This window comes from Roseixanthobacter pseudopolyaromaticivorans (assembly GCF_043195145.2).
Taxonomy (GTDB): Bacteria; Pseudomonadota; Alphaproteobacteria; order Rhizobiales; family Xanthobacteraceae; genus NCEH01.
This window is the reverse complement of sequence record NZ_CM195539.1, coordinates 3,414,269-3,432,601: the sequence shown is the minus strand read 5'-3', so window position 1 is coordinate 3,432,601 and position 18,333 is coordinate 3,414,269. Positions and strand designations below refer to the sequence as shown.

At 66.8% G+C, this 18,333-nt stretch carries 15 protein-coding genes; 9 read left to right on the top strand and 6 right to left on the bottom strand.

Translation table 11 applies throughout. From position 1 onward, the window contains the following. The first annotated feature begins 1 nt into the window (after position 1). Positions 2–1,102, top strand: a complete 1,101-nt coding sequence (gene hrcA / locus V5F68_RS16260) for a heat-inducible transcriptional repressor HrcA (protein ID WP_348844397.1) — start codon at positions 2–4, stop codon at positions 1,100–1,102. Positions 1,103–1,187: 85 nt separating this feature from the next. Beyond that, complete coding sequence (gene grpE / locus V5F68_RS16255) at positions 1,188–1,820, top strand: nucleotide exchange factor GrpE (protein ID WP_394014064.1); 633 nt, start codon at positions 1,188–1,190, stop codon at positions 1,818–1,820. 94 nt (positions 1,821–1,914) lie between these two features. Here the strand turns inward: grpE and V5F68_RS16250 are convergent, their stop codons facing one another. Further along, the gene (locus tag V5F68_RS16250; protein ID WP_394014063.1) at positions 1,915–2,904 is read right to left on the bottom strand and encodes a hypothetical protein; all 990 of its coding nucleotides are present in this window, start codon (positions 2,902–2,904) and stop codon (positions 1,915–1,917) included. 25 nt (positions 2,905–2,929) lie between these two features. Then, positions 2,930–3,607 (bottom strand): alpha-ketoglutarate-dependent dioxygenase AlkB family protein, encoded by a 678-nt coding sequence (locus tag V5F68_RS16245; protein WP_394014062.1) that lies wholly within the window; start codon positions 3,605–3,607, stop codon positions 2,930–2,932. A gap of 192 nt (positions 3,608–3,799) precedes the next feature. Between V5F68_RS16245 and V5F68_RS16240 the strand changes: the two genes are divergently transcribed. From V5F68_RS16240 to V5F68_RS16210, 7 genes are all read left to right on the top strand, one after another. Next, complete coding sequence (locus V5F68_RS16240) at positions 3,800–4,168, top strand: DUF1236 domain-containing protein (protein ID WP_394014061.1); 369 nt, start codon at positions 3,800–3,802, stop codon at positions 4,166–4,168. 307 nt (positions 4,169–4,475) lie between these two features. After that, on the top strand, positions 4,476–6,374 hold the full coding sequence (gene dnaK / locus V5F68_RS16235; protein ID WP_509274433.1) for a molecular chaperone DnaK: 1,899 nt from the start codon (positions 4,476–4,478) through the stop codon (positions 6,372–6,374). 179 nt (positions 6,375–6,553) lie between these two features. Next, positions 6,554–7,708, top strand: a complete 1,155-nt coding sequence (gene dnaJ, locus V5F68_RS16230) for a molecular chaperone DnaJ (protein WP_394014060.1) — start codon at positions 6,554–6,556, stop codon at positions 7,706–7,708. A 64-nt stretch (positions 7,709–7,772) separates the two neighbouring features. Next, the gene (locus V5F68_RS16225) at positions 7,773–8,897 is read left to right on the top strand and encodes an acyltransferase family protein (RefSeq protein ID WP_394014059.1); all 1,125 of its coding nucleotides are present in this window, start codon (positions 7,773–7,775) and stop codon (positions 8,895–8,897) included. Next, positions 8,894–9,535, top strand: a complete 642-nt coding sequence (locus V5F68_RS16220) for a DUF1007 family protein (protein ID WP_394014058.1) — start codon at positions 8,894–8,896, stop codon at positions 9,533–9,535. Before V5F68_RS16225 ends, V5F68_RS16220 begins: the two co-directional genes overlap by 4 nt. 79 nt (positions 9,536–9,614) lie before the next feature. Next, positions 9,615–10,652: a nickel/cobalt transporter gene (locus V5F68_RS16215; RefSeq protein WP_394014057.1), complete on the top strand. Its 1,038-nt coding sequence runs from the start codon at positions 9,615–9,617 to the stop codon at positions 10,650–10,652. A 214-nt stretch (positions 10,653–10,866) separates the two neighbouring features. Further along, positions 10,867–14,343, top strand: coding sequence for an indolepyruvate ferredoxin oxidoreductase family protein (locus V5F68_RS16210; RefSeq protein WP_394014056.1), 3,477 nt, complete (start codon positions 10,867–10,869; stop codon positions 14,341–14,343). 8 nt (positions 14,344–14,351) lie between these two features. Here V5F68_RS16210 and V5F68_RS16205 read toward each other — a convergent pair whose 3' ends face one another. The 4 genes from V5F68_RS16205 to argB all read right to left on the bottom strand — a co-directional run bounded on the left by V5F68_RS16205 (position 14,352) and on the right by argB (position 18,272). Further along, on the bottom strand, positions 14,352–15,203 hold the full coding sequence (locus tag V5F68_RS16205; protein WP_394014055.1) for a GNAT family N-acetyltransferase: 852 nt from the start codon (positions 15,201–15,203) through the stop codon (positions 14,352–14,354). A gap of 55 nt (positions 15,204–15,258) precedes the next feature. Beyond that, positions 15,259–16,506 (bottom strand): GGDEF domain-containing protein, encoded by a 1,248-nt coding sequence (locus V5F68_RS16200; RefSeq protein ID WP_394014054.1) that lies wholly within the window; start codon positions 16,504–16,506, stop codon positions 15,259–15,261. Between the two features lie 55 nt (positions 16,507–16,561). Further along, on the bottom strand, positions 16,562–17,281 hold the full coding sequence (locus V5F68_RS16195) for a pyrimidine 5'-nucleotidase (protein ID WP_394014053.1): 720 nt from the start codon (positions 17,279–17,281) through the stop codon (positions 16,562–16,564). Between the two features lie 91 nt (positions 17,282–17,372). Beyond that, the gene (gene argB, locus V5F68_RS16190; RefSeq protein WP_348844590.1) at positions 17,373–18,272 is read right to left on the bottom strand and encodes an acetylglutamate kinase; all 900 of its coding nucleotides are present in this window, start codon (positions 18,270–18,272) and stop codon (positions 17,373–17,375) included. Positions 18,273–18,333: the final 61 nt, after the last annotated feature.

The following is an 18,333-nucleotide window of genomic DNA, read 5'->3' as shown; positions in this document are numbered from 1 at the left end:
CTTGCCCATCGATCCCATCATTCCTCCCTTTTCAGCGGCCCTCGGCCAGATCGACGAGCGCTCGCGCGAGATTTTCCGCCAGATCGTGGAAAGCTATCTCGCCACGGGCGAGCCGGTGGGCTCGCGCAACATCGCCCGCCTCATCCCCATGTCGCTGTCGCCCGCCTCCGTGCGCAATGTGATGGCTGACCTGGAGGCGGCGGGGCTGATCTACGCACCGCACACCAGCGCCGGCCGCCTGCCAACCGAACGCGGACTGCGCTTTTTCGTCGATGCGCTGATGGAAATCGGCGATGTGAGCGAGGGCGACCGGCGCAACATCGAGTCCCAGGTCGCCGCCGCCGCCAAGGGCTATACCGTGGACGGCGTGCTGCGCGAGGCCTCGGCCCTGCTGTCCGGCCTGTCGCGCGGGGCGGGCGTGGTCACGACCATCAAGACCGATCCGCGCCTGAAGCATGTGGAATTCGTGCCGCTGGACGCGAACCGCGCCTTGGTGATCCTGGTGTCCGAGGATGGGCAGGTGGAGAACCGGGCGGTGCCGCTGCCCATGGGCCTGCCGGCGTCCGCCCTCACGGAGGCGACGAATTTTCTCAACGCCCATATTCGCGGCCGCACGCTCGCGGAAGCGCGGGCCGAGATGGAAAACCTGCTGAGCGACCTGCGCCAGCAATTGGATGCCCTCACCGCGCGGGTGGTCGAGGCGGGCCTCGCTTCATGGTCGGGTGACGGGCCGGCGGAGCGCAAGCTGATCGTGCGGGGACAGGCGAAACTCCTGGAGGATCTCCATGCGCTGGAGGACCTCGAGCGCATCCGCCTGCTGTTCGACGATCTGGAATCGAAGCGCGATGTGGTGGACCTGCTCGGCCGGGCGGAGGATGCCCAGTCGCTGCGCATCTTCATCGGCTCGGAGAATAAATTGTTCTCGCTCTCCGGCTCTTCCACCATTGTCGCGCCCTATCATGACAGCCAGGGCCGCGTGCTGGGCGTACTTGGGGTGATCGGCCCCACGCGGCTCAATTATGGGCGCATCGTGCCCATGGTGGACTTCACCGCGCGGGTCGTGAGCCGTGTTCTGGGAGCCCCGGGGGCCGACGCGGCTTGATTTTTCCCGCCATGCCCCCGATATGCGGAGCGAAATCGGTGCACCTGCCCGTGGGGCGGTGTTTGTTAGCGACGAGGACATGGGCATGAGCGATCAGGGTGGCGCGAACGACGCGAAGCCCCATACCGACCTGAACTCCGATCCCGAGGGCGCAGAGATGGAAGCGCTCGCCGAGGTCGGGGAGGCCGGTGGACTCCAGGCGGAGAAGCAGCGGCTGGAAGGCGAGGTCGCGAATTTGAAGGACAAGTTCCTGCGCGCCTATGCGGAAGCGGAGAACATCCGCCGCCGGGCCGAAAAGGAAGTGACCGACGCCAAGACCTATGGCATCGCCTCCTTCGCGCGCGACGTGTTGAACGTCGCCGATGATCTCGCCCGCGCGCTCGGCGCGGTTGAGGCGGAGGCCAAGGAAAAGGCCGAAGGCGCGTTCAAGGCGCTGCTGGACGGTCTGGAATTGACCGAACGCAGCCTCCAAAAGGGTCTGGAAAAGCACGGCATCCGCAAGGTTGAGCCGGTCGGTGAGAAATTCGACCCCAATCTCCACCAGGCGATGTTCGAAGTGCCGGACGCGAGCGTGCCGAATGGCACCGTGGTGCAGGTGGTGCAGTCCGGCTATGTGATCGGCGACCGAGTTCTGCGTCCCGCCATGGTCGGCGTTTCGCGCGGCGGTCCGAAAGCTGCGCCCGGGGAGGCCAAGGCGGAGAATGGTTCCGCCAACTGACGCAGCCTTGGCTTCGAACGCGTTGACTGATTGAAAAAGCCGTCGCGGCGCAGGCTGCGACGGCTTTTTGCTGGGGCGCCGAGGACCCCGAAGGTCAATTGGTGTCCAACCCGTCCCGGATGGCGCGCACGCGCGTGTAGGTGTCCTGGAAGGCATCCGCCTTCACCACCGCGATCATGCGGATATGCGCGTTCGAGCCGAACCGCAGCCATTGGATCACCTTCACGTCCGCTCCCGATGTGGCATCCTTGGCGGTTGCAATGATCTCGAAGCCGGGCTGGCCGCCGATGCGCAGCGGTTCGGCGCGATCGATATGCATGTCGCGCACCGCGGGCACGGAGGAGAGGGACCGCAGGGCGAACTGCCCGCGATCGTCCTCGCGCGGCGTGCCGGGGGAAACGCCCACCACGAAAATCGGCTGGCTGGCGCTTTCCACCACGTCCTTATCGCCTTCGGTGAGCACCACGGCGGTGTTGCCGATGACCTTCACCACGCGGAATCCCGCAAGGTCGCCGAGCTTGAACGGCAGACCGGCCAATTGCTCCTGCGTCGAGGGGGGCGCGCGGAAAGCGAGCGTCATCAGGCTCTTGCGCACGGCCTCGTCGGAAAGATCGCCCGCATTGGCCTCCGGAAGCTGCACCGTCACCAGGGCGGTGCCTTTCGCGGTACCGGCCAGCAGGATCCATTTCTTTGCAGTCACCGGCCCGGCGCTCTGCCTGCCGACCACGAGAAGGGTCTGCGCGTCGCGCAGGGGCGAGGATTCAGGAAGGCTCTTGGGATCCGCCACCAGGGGGCCGCGGCTTTCCACCGTGATGCCCTTGGTGGCGAGCGCCGCGTCGGTGAAGCCGGATTCGATCTGCGGATAGGCCTGCGGCGGCATTTCGATGATGAGCAGCGAGGCCGCCTTGCTGCGGTCCTCGAAGCCGGAGAAGGTCGTGCTTTCCACCATACCGTCGGGAGGTACCAAGCCCGCCAGCGTCCCCTTGGGAAAAACGGCGTCGGCCGCGCTGGCGAACCCGCCCGAAACCAGCAGCACGGCGAGCGAAAGCCCGAGGCGGATCTTCATCTTCGGCAATCCCATCACGGCAAAATCCATTGCGGCAGACCCATCATGGCGTCTTGGCGGCGAAAGCGGGCGGAAGCGTGGCCCGCGCTGATGTCGCAGGCTCGGCCGGGTCCACCCGCCGCAAGGTCAGGTTGAAGCGACCCGGGCCGGGCAGGAGGGTGGACGTGCCGGGCAGGATGCGGTCGATGCCGTGGAAGGCAAGACGGCTTTCTCCCGAGAGCAGGAGGGCATCGCCCGAGGCGAGCCGCAGCGAGCGGGTCGGGGCCCGCCGCTCCGTGCCGCCAATGCGAAACAAGGCGGTATCTCCGAGTGACAGCGAGAGCACGGGGGCGGTGAAATCATGCTCGTCGCGGTCCTGGTGCAGGCTCATGCGGGCGTCGGGCGCGTACCAATTGATCAGGCACGCCTGGGGTGGCGCGGAGGCGTCGGTCAGATGGTCCCAGGCGGCGAGGAGGGATGCCGGAATCGGCGGCCAGGGGGCGCGCGTCTCCGGGTGGAAGGACTGGTAGCGATACCCCGCCTCGTCCGACACCCAGCCAAGCGGACCGCAATTGCTCATGCGCACCGAAAACGCCTTTCCCGTGCGCGGCATGCGCGGCGTGAAAAGGGGCGCCACGGCGAGGATGGCGTCGATCTCGCGGACCAGGGATTGCTGGGCGGCGCGGTCGAGAAACTCCGGCCAATAGAGGCAGCCCGGTGCGACTTCAATATGATGCGACACCTGAATTCGCGCCTCCCTGCGCCACCATGGCCGAGCCTGACGGCGGCGCCAAGTCCGTCCTCCACCGCGGTGCCGGAATACTGCGCTGTTGCCGGTTCGATGCCGCGCGTCAACCCGATCCAGGTCGCCCATGGGAACGCACCGGTCGGCGAGGCGTTCCTTTGGGCGACGGGAAGGACAGGAGATTTGACCATGAACAAGCATCTTGTCGGCGCCGCTGGCGCCCTCGCCCTGGTGCTCGGCGCGTCCGCCGCCAGCGCCCAGACCTCGGCGGTCATCGTCACCCAGCCGTCGGGCTATGTGACCGTGACCCCCGAGCAGCAAGTCCAGATCCAGCGCTACGTGGTCCAGCGCCCGGTGACGGCTACGACCGTGCTGCCCCGCGGCTACGCGCCGGTGGCCGGTGCGGTGATGCCGGCAGACGTGGAACTGCAGACCTTCTCCACCGACGCCTCGTACGGCGGCTTCGATGCGCCGAGCTACCGCTACGTGGTGATGCCCGACAACCAGACGGTGCTGGTGGAGCCGGGCAGCCGGCGCATCATAGAGGTAATTCGATAAGGTCTAGCCGTTCGGGACGAGTTCGCCCCGGCGTCTCGGAAACGCCTGGAAATCGAAATATTCACCCCGCCGGGTGGTCCTGGCGGGGTGTATTTGCATATCCTGATCGCGAGAAGGTGAAAAAGCGAGGTGGCGCAGCCAAGCATGCCTTGCGGCGCCTAAGGACCCCTCCTATATCGGCCTCGAACGCTGTAATCACAGCGTACCCCAATGCAACGGGGACCGGCGGACAGCCGCGGGAGGGGCCCGCGGGCATCCTTCATGGGCGCTGCAAAGGCCCGGCCGGTCTGCCGATAAGGAGAAGTACATGTCCAAGATCATCGGCATCGACCTCGGTACCACCAATTCCTGCGTCGCGGTGATGGAGGGAAGTTCCCCGAAAGTCATCGAGAACGCCGAAGGCGCGCGCACCACGCCGTCCATCGTCGCCTTCACGGAAGACGGTGAGCGTCTGGTCGGCCAGCCGGCGAAGCGCCAGGGCGTCACTAACCCAGAGCGCACCTTCTTCGCGGTGAAGCGCCTGATCGGGCGCCGCTACGACGATCCCACCGTCGAGAAGGACAAGAAGCTCGTTCCGTACCACATCGTGCGCGCCGACAATGGCGATGCGTGGCTGGAAGCGGACGGCAAGAAATATTCGCCCTCGCAGATTTCCGCCTTCATCCTTCAGAAGATGAAGGAAACCGCCGAGGCGTTCCTGGGCGAGAAGGTCGAGAAGGCGGTCATCACCGTTCCGGCCTACTTCAACGACGCCCAGCGCCAGGCCACCAAGGACGCCGGCAAGATCGCCGGTCTCGAAGTCCTGCGCATCATCAACGAGCCGACGGCGGCCGCGCTCGCTTATGGCCTCGACAAGAAGTCGGCCGGCACCATCGCGGTGTATGACCTCGGCGGCGGCACGTTCGACGTGTCGGTGCTCGAGATCGGCGACGGCGTGTTCGAAGTGAAGTCCACGAACGGCGACACGTTCCTGGGCGGCGAAGACTTCGACATGCGTCTGGTCACCTATCTCGCCGACGAGTTCAAGAAGGAGCAGGGCATCGACCTGCGGAACGACAAGCTGGCCCTTCAGCGCCTCAAGGAGGCCGCCGAAAAGGCGAAGATCGAGCTGTCGTCCGCGACCCAGACCGAGATCAACCTGCCCTTCATCACCGCCGATGCGTCCGGTCCCAAGCACCTGACCATGAAGCTGACCCGCGCCAAGTTCGAGGCGCTGGTGGACGACCTGATCCAGCGGACCGTCGAGCCCTGCCGGCTCGCGCTCAAGGATGCAGGCCTCTCCGCCGGCCAGATCGACGAAGTGGTGCTGGTGGGCGGCATGACCCGCATGCCCAAGGTGCAGGAGATCGTGAAGCAGTTCTTCGGCAAGGAGCCCCACAAGGGCGTCAACCCGGATGAAGTGGTCGCCATCGGCGCCGCGATCCAGGCGGGCGTGCTGCAGGGCGACGTGAAGGACGTGCTGCTGCTCGACGTGACCCCGCTCTCGCTGGGCATCGAGACGCTGGGCGGCGTGTTCACCCGCCTGATCGACCGCAACACCACCATCCCCACCAAGAAGAGCCAGGTGTTCTCCACAGCGGAAGATGGCCAGACGGCGGTGACCATCCGCGTGTTCCAGGGCGAGCGCGAAATGGCGGCGGACAACAAGGTCCTCGGCCAGTTCGATCTCATGGGTATCCCGCCCGCGCCGCGCGGCGTGCCGCAGGTGGAAGTCACCTTCGACATCGACGCCAACGGCATCGTGCAGGTGTCCGCCAAGGACAAGGGTACGGGCAAGGAGCAGCAGATCCGCATCCAGGCTTCCGGCGGTCTCAATGAGTCCGACATCGAGAAGATGGTGAAGGACGCCGAGGCGCACGCCGCGGAGGACAAGAAGCGCAAGGCCCTGGCCGAGGCCAAGAACCACGGCGAGGCGCTGGTCCACTCCACCGAGAAGGCCCTGTCGGAATATGGCGAGAAGGTCGGCTCCGCCGAAAAGACCGCCATCGAGACCGGCCTGACCGAGCTGAAGGCGGCGCTGGAAGGGTCCGACGTGGACGTGATCCAGGCCAAGACCCAGTCCCTGGCCCAGGTGTCGCTCAAGCTGGGCGAGGCCATGTATGCGGCCCAGCAGGGCGGCGAGCCCGGCGCTTCGGCGAAGCCCGCCGACGATGTGGTCGATGCCGAATTCACCGAGGTCGACGACGACAAGAAGAAGTCGGCCTGATCCTTGCTTGCCACGCATATGTGCATGTGAACGGTCGAACGCAGTTACCCCCCGGGCCAGTCCCGGGGGTTGACGTTTCCGGCGGTCGGCCTTTGCGTCGGCCGGCGTGAGCCGGTGGGGCGCCGAGGCTGATCTTTGTGTCGAGGACGCCTGAACCGGGGCGGCGGGTAAACGAAGCCATGTCAAAGCGCGATTATTACGAAATTCTGGGCTGCGAGCGCAGCGCCGATGAAACGGTGCTCAAGGCCTCCTATCGCAAGCTCGCCATGAAATGGCATCCCGATCGCAACCAGGGCGACGGGGAAGCGGAAGTGCGCTTCAAGGAGGTCAGCGAGGCCTATGAAGTGCTCAAGGACCCGCAGAAGCGCGCGGCCTATGATCGCTTCGGCCATGCCGCCTTCGAAAATGGCGGCGGGGGCGGGGCGGGCTTCGGGCCCGATTTCGCGTCCACCTTCGCGGATATTTTCGACGATCTCTTCGGCGGCTCCATGGGCGGCCGCGGCGGCGGTGGCGGCCGGGGCGGGGCCCAGGGTGGCCGCGGTCGCGGCGCGGACCTGCGCTACAACATGGAAATTACCCTCGAAGAGGCGTTTTCCGGCAAGACCGCCGAAATCAAGATTCCCACGTCCATCATCTGCGAGAGCTGCTCAGGCTCCGGTGCCAAGCCCGGTACCCAGCCGAAGGTGTGCCGCACCTGCGGCGGGGCGGGCAAGATTCGCCATGCCCAGGGCTTCTTCACGCTGGAGCGCACCTGCCCGGCGTGCCAGGGCCGCGGCAGCGTGATCGAGGACCCCTGCACCGCCTGCGGCGGCGCGGGACGCGTGACGCGCGAGCGTTCGCTTTCGGTGCAGATCCCGGCAGGGGTGGAGGATGGCACGCGCATTCGCCTCGGCGGCGAGGGCGAGGCCGGCGTGCGCGGCGGTCCGGCGGGCGATCTCTACATCTTCCTGTCGCTGGAGCCCCATCCCTTCTTCCAGCGCGAGGGGGCAGATCTTTATTGCCGCGCGCCCATCTCCATGGTGATGGCGGCGGTCGGTGGCTCGGTGGAGGTGCCGACCATCGACGGCGAGAAGACCAAGGTGCGCATTCCCGAGGGCACGCAATCCGGCAAGCGCCTGCGCCTGTCGGGCAAGGGCATGCCCATCCTGCGCTCGCGCGCCCATGGCGACATGTACGTGCAGGTGGTGGTCGAAACGCCGCAGAACCTCACCAAGCGCCAGAAGGAACTGCTCGCGGAGTTCGAGCGCGAATGTTCCAGCGAGACAAATCCTGAATCCAACGGCTTCTTCGCCAAGGTGAAGGATTTTTTCCAAGGCGCCAGCGAGGCCGACTAGACGGCTTTGCATGCTTGTGACGGTCGCCATCCCGCCCTAGACCTGCGCCGGGCGGGGGCGCGGGATGGAATCAGGAAAAGACAACGGGTCGTGTGCGACCAGGACGGACGCCGGCCGGCTGGATTGGCTGGACGCCATTCGCGGCTATGCCATCATTCTGGTGGTCGGCATCCATGCAGCCGCCTACAGCTTCATCCCTCTGGACTCGCTGGACGGCTGGTTCGGCTTCCTGCTGTCGACTGCGACCGTGCCGCTGTTCTTCGCGGCGGACGGCTTCCTGATCTCCCGCAGGCTTGACGAGGGGCGGCCGCCCCGATGGCGCGACGTGTCGCGCTGGGCCAGACGCCTTCTGCTGCCGTTCCTCATCTTCTCCATGCTCTATGCGGGCCTGCGCTGGATCGCAGAAAGCCGGGGCCTGCTGGCGGAGCACCTGATCCCGGTGGATGACCCGGTCGCGCTGCTGGTGACACTCTACCGCACGCCCCATGCGCAGAACCTTTATTTTCTTCCCGCCCTGTTCCTGGTGCGGCTCGCGGCCTTGCCCCTGGTTCCGCTGATGCGGAAGGGCCTTGCGATGCGCATCGCGCTCGTGCTCGGGGCCGTGGGCCTCAATCTTGCGGCCCGGGCGACCTTTCTTGCACCTTTGCTTTCGGCTCCGGTGATCGATCCCGTGGTCTATCTGTTCTGGGGTCTACCGTTGTTTCTGTTCGGCGTCCTTCTGGCGCCGCTTGCCCCGCTGGTGGCAGGGCGGGAGGCGATGGTGGGTCTCGGCGCCCTGACACTTGCGATCCTGGCGCAGGCCCGCGGAATGGGCAGCATCTTCATCGTGTATCCCTATCTCGCAGGTTTGATGGCGCTCGGCCGGGGGACGCTCCACGGGAGTGGACGGCTTGCGCGCGCGTTCGCCTTCCTCGGCCGGCGGACCATGGGGATCTATCTGCTGCACGGGCCGCTGTTTCTCAAAGCGGGACAGATGCTGATTTCCAAGGCGGGGCTGGCGGGATGGCCGGCGTTCTTTGTCCTGTGGGCGTTCGGCTTCGCCTTCGGCCTTGCCGCAACGCTCGCTGTGGAACGCCTGCGGCTGGACGGCCTTCTGTTCGGGGCGCCCACGGCGCATCCGGATCGGGGCCGCCACCATTCCGCCGAACTCGCGGGCGAACAGTCTGCGCCGAGATGCGGGGAAGCATGACAGCGCGATTCGTCTTCAGGTGTGTTGCGGCCGTTCTGGCCCTGCTCGGCGGCACCGGCTTGGCCATGGCGCATCCCCACGTGTGGGTGACCATGAAGACCCAGGTGGTCTATGCCCCGGACGGCACCATCACCGGGTTGAAGCAGGACTGGACCTTCGACGAGGCTTTCACCGCTTTCGCCCTCCAAGGCCTGGAGCGCAACAAGGACGGCTCCTATCCCGACAGCGTCTTGAAGCCCTTGGCCGAGGTCAATGTAACCTCGCTGAAGGAATATGATTATTTCGTCAAGGCAAAGACCGCGACGGCGAAGCTCGCGTTCAAAGATCCGATCGATTATTACCTCACCTATGAGAATGAAGCGCTGACGCTCCACTTCTTCCTGCCGCTGGTAAAACCTATACCGGCCAAGGGCAGCATGAGTTTCGACATTTACGACCCCACTTATTTCGTCTCGTTCGAATTCGCCGAGAAGGACCCCGTATCCCTGTCCGGCGCGCCTGCGGGCTGCACCTTCCAGACCGTTCAGCCGGAGCAGCCGCAGAACATGCAGCTGGGGGAGGAGTTCTTCACGAACCTCACCGCCTCCAGCAGCTATGGCGCGCAATATGCAGACAAAGTCGCGGTGAAGTGCCCATGACGCGGCTTCTCGCCGACCCTTCGGCGAGATTCGGGAGAAGTTTTCGTCGGCGAAATGTGACCTATCGGAAGAGCCATCCATGACGCTTCGCTGGCGCCTGTCCCGCGCGGGACGCCACCCCCTGGCGCTCGCCGGAGCACTGGGCGGGGGCCTCGCGATCGCGGCCCTCATCCTCCTCGTGGCGGAGCCGGCGCTCGCGCAAGCGCTGAACCCGGCGCCCGGTGCCCTCGGCCCCAAGCCGACGCCGTTTGGGCTCGGGGCCGGCGGACCGGCGCCCTCGGGCATCGCCGGCTATCTGATTTCCAAGCAGAGCGAATTCTACCGGGCACTGATCCAGGCGGTGCGGGCGGCAAAGGCGGATGGGAACGCCTTCGGCCTGCTGGCGGGCCTCTCGTTTGCCTATGGCGTGTTTCACGCGGCCGGGCCGGGGCACGGCAAGGCGGTGATCTCCTCCTATCTGCTGGCGGATGGCGGCACGCTGCGCCGTGGGGCGCTGCTGGCGTTGGCGGCTGGCATGGTGCAGGCGCTGGCGGCGGTGCTGTTCGTGGGCCTGCTGGCGATCCTGCTGGGCGGCACCGCCGCCTCCATGGCGGGGGCCATGAATGTGGTGGAGATCGCGGCCTATGGCAGCATCGCCGTGTTCGGGGCCTATCTCGCTTTCAGGAAAGCAATCAGCCTCGTCGCCGTGCTGCGCGGCCAGCCGGCGGGCCATGTGCACGGCCCCGATTGTGGCTGCGGCGACAAGCACGCGCCCGACCCGCACCTGCTGGACGGCCGGGGCGGCTGGAAGCGGGCGGCGGTGGCGGTGATCTCCGCCGGCGCCCGGCCGTGCTCGGGCGCGATCCTGGTGCTGACCTTCGCCTTGTCGCAAGGGGTGATCTGGAGCGGTGTCGCGGCCACCTTCGCCATGGGTCTCGGCACCGCGCTCACCGTCACCGGCATTGCGGCGCTCGCGGTCTATGGCAAGCGACTGGCGGTGAAGCTCGCTTCCGCCGCCTCGGGGCGGGGGACGGCGCTGCTGCTGGCGATCGAGATGGGTGCCGCGCTGCTGGTGTGCTTCTTCGGCGTCGCGCTGTTGACGGGCTATGCGGTGAGCGAACGCCTGCTGCCGGGCTAAAACTTTGCAGCGGCTAAGGGTTTGCGCTGCGATGCACCAAAATTCGCCAAGCCTGCTTTTTCGGCAACTTCATTTCACAATCCCTCCAAACAACGAAATTGCCGGGGGCGCGAACGCGTGTAAGCTTTGATCGAGATCAAAAGATGCGACGGCGTCCGAACGGGCGCACGAAGGAGAGCGGCCCGGAGGCCGCCGCGTCGCACCGGAGGCGCCCATGGCCATGAAGCCCGTCTCGCTCGACGACAAATACGACCTGAACCAGGACGACGTCTTCGTCTCCGGCACCCAGGCCCTCGTCCGCCTGACCTTGATGCAGAAGGAGCGCGACCGGCGCGCCGGGCTCAATACCGGCGGCTATGTCACCGGCTATCGCGGCTCTCCCCTGGGCGGGCTGGACCAGCAGTTCGGCCGCGCCCAGAAACTGCTCACCGCCAACGACATCCTGTTCCAGAGCGGGCTGAACGAGGATCTCGCCGCCACCGCGCTCTGGGGCTCCCAGCAGGCGGAATTGCGCGGCGAAGGCAAATATGACGGGGTGTTCGGCCTCTGGTACGGCAAGGGGCCCGGCGTGGATCGCTCCGGCGACGTGTTCCGCCACGCCAATAATGCCGGCACGTCCCGGCATGGCGGCGTGCTTGCCCTCATGGGCGACGACCACACCTGCGAAAGCTCCACCACCGCGCACCAGAGCGAATTCCATTTCGTCGATGTGATGATCCCCGTGCTGAACCCGGCCGGGGTGCAGGAGATTCTCGATTACGGCCTTTATGGCTGGGCGCTCTCGCGCTTCGCCGGCACCTGGGTCGGGCTGAAGGCGGTGAAGGACACCATCGAATCCACCGGCATCGTGGATGGGCGCGTGGACCGGGTGCGCATCGAGCCGCCGCTCGGCTTCGCCTTGCCGCCGGGTGGCCTCAACATCCGCCTCGGCGATACCCCGGTGGCGCAGGAGGAGCGGCTTCAGGAATATAAGCGCGACGCGATCCTGCATTTCCTGCGTGCCAATCGGCTAAATCGTTTCATCACCTCCGGTGGCGCCCGCCCGCGCATCGGCATCGCGACCGTGGGCAAGAGCTATCTGGACGTGCGCCTCGCCCTCGACGAACTGGGCATCGACGAAGTGCGCGCCAATGATCTCGGCCTGCGCATCTGGAAGGTGGCCTGTCCCTGGCCGCTGGAGCCGGTGCAGCTGCGCGAATTCGCCGCCGGGCTGGACCTCATCATGGTGGTGGAGGAGAAGCGCTCGCTGATCGAGGTGCAGGTGCGCGAGGAGCTGTACGGCACCGCCAACCAGCCGGTCTGCATCGGCAAGCGCGACGAAGCGGGCCAATGGCTGTTTCCGGTGAAGGGCGCGCTCGACCCCAACGACATCGCCATCGCACTCGCCAAGCGCCTGCTGGCCTATGGTGACCTGCCGGACATCGCCTCCCGCCTCGCCGAGCTGGAGGAGGCCCAGCGGGTGCTCGCCGCGACCGGCGACGTCGCCACCCGTATTCCCTATTTCTGCTCCGGCTGCCCGCACAATTCGTCCACCGTGGTGCCGGAAGGCATGCGCGCCTATGCCGGCATCGGCTGCCATTACATGGTGCAATGGATGGACCGGGAGACCACCGGCTTCACCCAGATGGGCGGGGAGGGCGCCAATTGGATCGGCGAGGCGCCGTTCTCCAAGCGCGGCCATGTGTTCCAGAATCTCGGCGACGGCACCTACAACCATTCCGGCTATCTGGCGCTGCGCGCCGCCATCGCCTCGGGCGTGAACGTCACCTACAAGATCCTGTTCAACGATGCGGTGGCCATGACCGGTGGCCAGCATCACGAGGGCAATCTCACCGTGCCGGTGATCGCCCGCCAAGTGGCGGCCGAGGGCGCCAAGCGGGTCGTCGTCGTCACCGACGAGCCGGAGAAATACGCGAGTGGCGAAGCCTGGCCCGCCGGCCTCACCATTCATCATCGCGACGAGCTGGAGAGCGTGCAGCGCGAGCTGGCCGCCGTGCCCGGCTGCACCGTGCTGATCTACGACCAGACCTGCGCCTCCGAGAAGCGCCGGCGCCGCAAGCGCGGCCAGTTTCCCGATCCCGACAAGCGGGTCATCATCAACGAGCGGGTGTGCGAGGGCTGCGGCGATTGCGGCGTGAAGTCCAATTGCGTGTCCGTGCAGCCGCTGGAAACCGAGTGGGGCCGCAAGCGGGAGATCGACCAATCCTCCTGCAACAAGGATTTTTCCTGCGTCAACGGCTTCTGCCCCTCGTTCGTCACGGTGCACGGCGCCAAGCCGAAGAAGTCCGCCGGCGCGGCCTCCGGCGCCCAGGATTGGCCGGAGCTTCCCGAACCCGCGCATCCTGAGATCCACGGCACGTACGGCATCATCGCCACCGGCGTGGGCGGCACCGGCGTCGTGACCATCGGCGCAATCTTGGGTATGGCGGCGCATCTGGAGGGCAAGGCCTGCGGCATGATCGACATGGCCGGGCTCGCGCAGAAGGGCGGGGCGGTCTACAGCCACATCCGTCTTGCGAACCGACCGGAGGACATCACCGCCATCCGCATTCCTGCGCGCGGCGCCGACCTGATCCTCGGCGGCGACCTCGTGGTGGCTGGCACCAAGAAGGTGCTCGCGGCGGTGAAGCCCGGCGCGACCATCGTGGTGGTGAACACCCACGAGGTTCTGCCCGGCGACTTTACCCGCAACGCCGATTATTCCCTGCCCACCGAGCGGCTGAAGCGCACCATCTCCGGCCTTGCGGGCGTCGAGAAAACCCATCTCATCGAGGCGAGCCGGCTGGCGCTCGCCTTGTTCGGCAATTCGCTGGCGCAGAACATCTTCATGGTGGGCTATGCCTATCAGTTCGGCGCGCTGCCGGTGGCGGAAGCGGCGATCCTGCGGGCGCTGGAGCTGAACGGCGAGGCAGTGGCCATGAACAAGGCCGCCTTCTTGTGGGGCCGCCGTGCCGCGCACGATCCCGCCCGGGTGGAAGCCCTGCTCGGCCCCACCGCCGCGACCACCGATGCGCGCAAGCTCTCCCAAAGCCTGGACGAGGTCATCGCCCGCCGGGTGGCGTCGCTCGCGGCCTATCAGAACGCCGCTTATGCCAGGCGCTATGCGGATCTGGTGGCGCGCGTGCGCGCTGCGGAGGCCGCGCGGGCGCCGGGCCGGAGCGGGCTGGCGGAGGCGGTCGCGCGCAATCTCTACAAGCTCATGGCCTATAAGGATGAATACGAGGTCGCCCGCCTGTTCGCCGACGGCGAGTTCCTGCGGCAGGTGACCGCCGCCTTCGAGGGCGATCTGAAGTTCGAATTCCACCTCGCCCCGCCGCTGCTCGCCCGCGCCCACGGGCCGAACGGCGAGCCGCGCAAGATGCGCTTCGGGCCCTGGATGATGCGGGGCTTCTCCCTGCTCGCGAAGCTGAAGGGCCTGCGCGGCACGCCGCTGGATCCGTTCGGCTACAGCGCTGAGCGGCGCACCGAGCGGGCGCTGATCGCGGCCTATGAGGCCCGCCTGGCGGAGATCGTGGAGCGGCTCGACCGCGACAACCATGCCCATGCCGTCGCGCTCGCCAGCCTGCCGGAGAAGATCCGCGGCTACGGCCCGGTGAAGGAGCGGCATCTCGTGGCGGTGCGGGCGGAAGAAGCGGACCTGCTCGCCCGCTTCCGCACCCCAGCGCCGCGGCCCGCGCAGGCGGCTGAATAGGGGCCTGTTCAGCCGAGTTCGAAGCTGGTGATGCCGAAGATGCGATCGAGCGGCAAGCCGGGCGCGGGGCCTTTGTACATGCGCGCGGTCTCGAACACCGGAGCGAACCCGGCACCCTCGGCCAGCGCCCGCGCCGCCCCGTTGGGCTCCGGCACGTCGAGGAACAGCGGCGCCTCGGGCGCGTGGGCATGGGCGAAGGTGCTGAGCGCGTGAAACAGCAGGCGCGCGTCCGCCGGGGTGTCGGCGAACAGCGGTCCGATCTTGTGGCCGCTGCGGCAGCGCCGCACCACCCCATAGCCCGCCAGCGCGCCCGCCCGGTGGATGCCGAAGGCGCGTCCGTGGGCCGGGGCGAGCCATTTTGCGCGAAAATCCGGTCGGGGAAAGCCGAAGCAGGCATCATCCATGGCACCCGCCTCCGCCAGCCCGGTCGTGTCCAGGGGCAGGACTGCGCCGTCGGCCTCGAACGCTTGGGGCGAGCCGCCATAGCGGATATTGCGGTGGGCCAGGACGAAACCGGATTTGCGGTAATTCTCCTGCTGCGCCAGCACGCCGTCGAGGCCGACGACGCGCCCGGCGAGCCGCGCCATGGCGGCATCCCACACCTTCAGCCCCAGCCCGCGTCCGCGCAGGTCCGGCCGGCAGATGTAGAACCCGAGGAAGCCGAAATCGGCGCCGTAGCGCACGGCGGAAACGCAGGCCGCAAGCTGCTGCCCCTGGTCGAACACGCCGAGGAAGCCGCCGGCGTCCTGCGCAAGGAAGGCGGCTGCATCATCGAGGCCGGGATTCCAGCCTTCGCGCGCCGCCCACTCCACGGCCAGCGCGACCTCGTGCGGCGACAGGGTGCGCGCGTCCATGCCCATGGTGATGCCCCAGAGCCGGCGAACTGCCGACCGGCGCAGCTTCGCCGCGCGCGCCTCAGGTGCGCAAGGTGGAATCGCCGACGACGATGCGGCTGCGGCCCCTGGCCTTGGCGAGGTAAAGCGCCCGGTCCGCGCGCTCCAATATGGCTTCAAGGTTTGGATCGTCCGGCTCGCGCACGGCGATGCCGATGCTGGCCTGGACGTGGAAGGTGAGCGCGGCGCTGGTGATCGGCTCGGAGCGGATCGCCGCCATCAGGCGCTGGGCGACACGGGCGCCATAGTCCTTGTCCGCGCCCGGCAGAAGAATGGCGAATTCCTCACCGCCCATGCGGGCGATGATGTCGTTCTGCCGCAGAACCGCCCGGCAGCGCGCCGCAACCTCCTTGAGGACAGTGTCGCCCGCGCCGTGGCCGAACTGGTCGTTGATCCTTTTGAAGCGGTCCATGTCCAGCATCAGCAGGCAAAGGTCATGTCCGGAGAGGTTCGCCAGCTTGAATTCCGCGCCGCCCGCTTCGAAGAAACGGCGGCGGTTGTAGGTGTCAGTCAGCGCGTCGGTGCCGGCGAGGCGGCGAAACTCCTGCTCCAGGCGGCGCCGCTCCGTCACGTCCCAGAACACGACCACATAGGTGTCGCCGACGATGCGGAAGCGGAACTGGATGATGCGGCTGGCGCCGTCGCGGCACACCACTTCCCATTCCGTGCGCAGCACGCTGCTTTGGTCCGCCCGCGCGGCGTGGATCAGGTGCTGCCATTCCTCGATGACGCGCCCGCGCACCTCCGGATCGGGGAACGCGCGGTCCCACCAGGCATCGTGATGCGGGCGCAGCGGTGTGTCGTCGTAGAGGAACAGGTCGTCGGAAAGGTGGTTGGCGTATAATTCGTTGAACCCGCTGTCGTAGATCTCCACCCCGACCGGCAGGCGCTCCACCACGGTCTGGAGCAGGCGCGACCAATCCACCACCGGCGGGTGCGGACCGGGGTCCGCCGCGTGCCGCGCCAACGTCAGGACGGTGACGTCGCTCGCGTCCGCAGGCCGGGCGAAACGGAAGCCGAGCTTCGCAGCCCCGGTGGGGAGCACGCAGTCGAGCACCAACTCATCCGCCGGCAGGGTCTGGTCGAGGACCGCGGCCAGCAGGTCGGCGGCGAAATCGCCGACCAGTTCGCACAGGGCCTGCCCCCTTGGATCGCTCACAAGCAGCACTGCGGCGGCGGCGTTGGCGGCCCGCACACGGCAATCCGACCCGACCACCAGCAAAGGCGCGTGCACCAATTCAATCCACTCGGCGGCATTGATTGGCATCATTGGGTGGCGGCTATCCCCGTGCGCGATTGGTGGGTACAGGCCCCAGGGGCCAAATTCAACCATTCATTGTAAGCTGGGGAAATGCAGTCCGTTCCAGGAAGCCCGCCAGGTCTTCGGTGATGAAGTCCACATAGGACGCTTCGCGGCCTTCGAACTCCCAGGTCTCGCGCGCCGCGATCTGCTCGCCGGGCGGAACCACGAGGGTGGTCACCATGCCGATCCGGTGCGGCACTTCCAGGTTGCGGGCGAGATCCTCGAACATGGCGGCGCGCGTGGGATCGACGCCATGGGCCCGCAGGAAGCGCTGATAGGCTTCCTCGGTGGGTTTGGGATGGAATTCCGCCGCCACGATGTCGTGCACCGCGGTGAAGTGTCCCCCGAGGCCGAGCTTCTCCAGCACGTTGCGCGCGTGCTGCTCGGATCCATTGGTATAGACGAGCTTGATTCCCGGCAGCGCCTCGATGGCGGCGGCGAGCCGGGGGGAATGCTCCAGCTCCGAGAGGTCGAGATCGTGCACATGGGCGAGGAAGGCCGCCGCATCCACTCCATGCTCGATCATCAGGCCGCGCAGCGAGGTCCCGTAGCGGCGGTAATAATCCTTCTGCACCACGAAAGCTTCCTCGTGGCTGATGTTGAGCAGGCGCGCCACGTAATCGCGCATGCGCGCGTCGAGCTGCGTCCACAGGTCGAGGTGTGCGGGATAAAGCGTGTTGTCGAGATCGAAGACCCAGGTCTCCACTCCCTCGAAGGAACGCGACGGCGTTACTGACGACATGGCACGCCTCTTTCTGGGATCTTCGGATGTACCTTATTTGTTCTTCAAACATCTCGCCCCCGGCCGCTTGGCCGGGGGCGTTCGACAGAATTCAGCGGGTGATGAGCGTTCCGGCGCCGTGATCGGTGAGCAGTTCCAGCAACACCGCGTGGGGCACCTTGCCGTCGAGGATAACGACGCCCTCAACGCCTTGTTCCAAGGCATAAATGCAGGTTTCCACCTTCGGGATCATGCCGCCGGAGACCGTGCCGTCGGCGATCAGTTCCTTCGCCTGGGCGATGGTCAGGCGGGGGATGAGCTGCTTGTTCTTGTCCAGCACGCCGGGCACATCGGTGAGCATGAGCAGGCGCTTGGCGCCGAGCGCGCCGGCGATGGCGCCGGCGAAGGTGTCGGCGTTCACGTTATAGGTGCCGCCGTCGAGCGCCGCGGCCACCGGCGCCAGCACCGGAATCAGCTCGCGGCCGAGGATCTGGTCGAGCACCATGGTGTCCACCTGGTCGGGCTCGCCGACGAAGCCGAGGTCGACCACCTTCTCGATATTGCTGCCGGGATCGACCACCACGCGGCTCGCCTTCTTGGCGAGCACCATGTTGCCGTCCTTGCCGCACAGGCCGATGGCCTTACCGCCGGCCTCGTTGATGAAGCCCACGATCTGCTTGTTGATGGAGCCGGCCAGCACCATCTCGACGATTTCCACCGTTGCCTTGTCGGTGATGCGCAGGCCGCCGGCGAATTCGCTCTTGATGCCGAGCTTGGTGAGCATGGCGCCGATCTGCGGGCCGCCGCCGTGGACCACCACCGGGTTCACGCCGGCCTGTTCCAGCAGCACGATGTCCTCGGCGAAATTGCGCGCGACCGCCTCGTCGCCCATGGCATGGCCGCCGTACTTCACGACGATGATGGCATCGTCATAACGCTGCATGTGCGGGAGGGCCTTGGCGAGCACCTCGGCTTGCAATCTTCCTTCCGCCAGCTCGGCGGGTTCCTGCATGCTCATCGGCTCGGCCTCTCGTCATCGGGCTTGGGGCGGCGCCGTTCTAGAGCATGTGGAG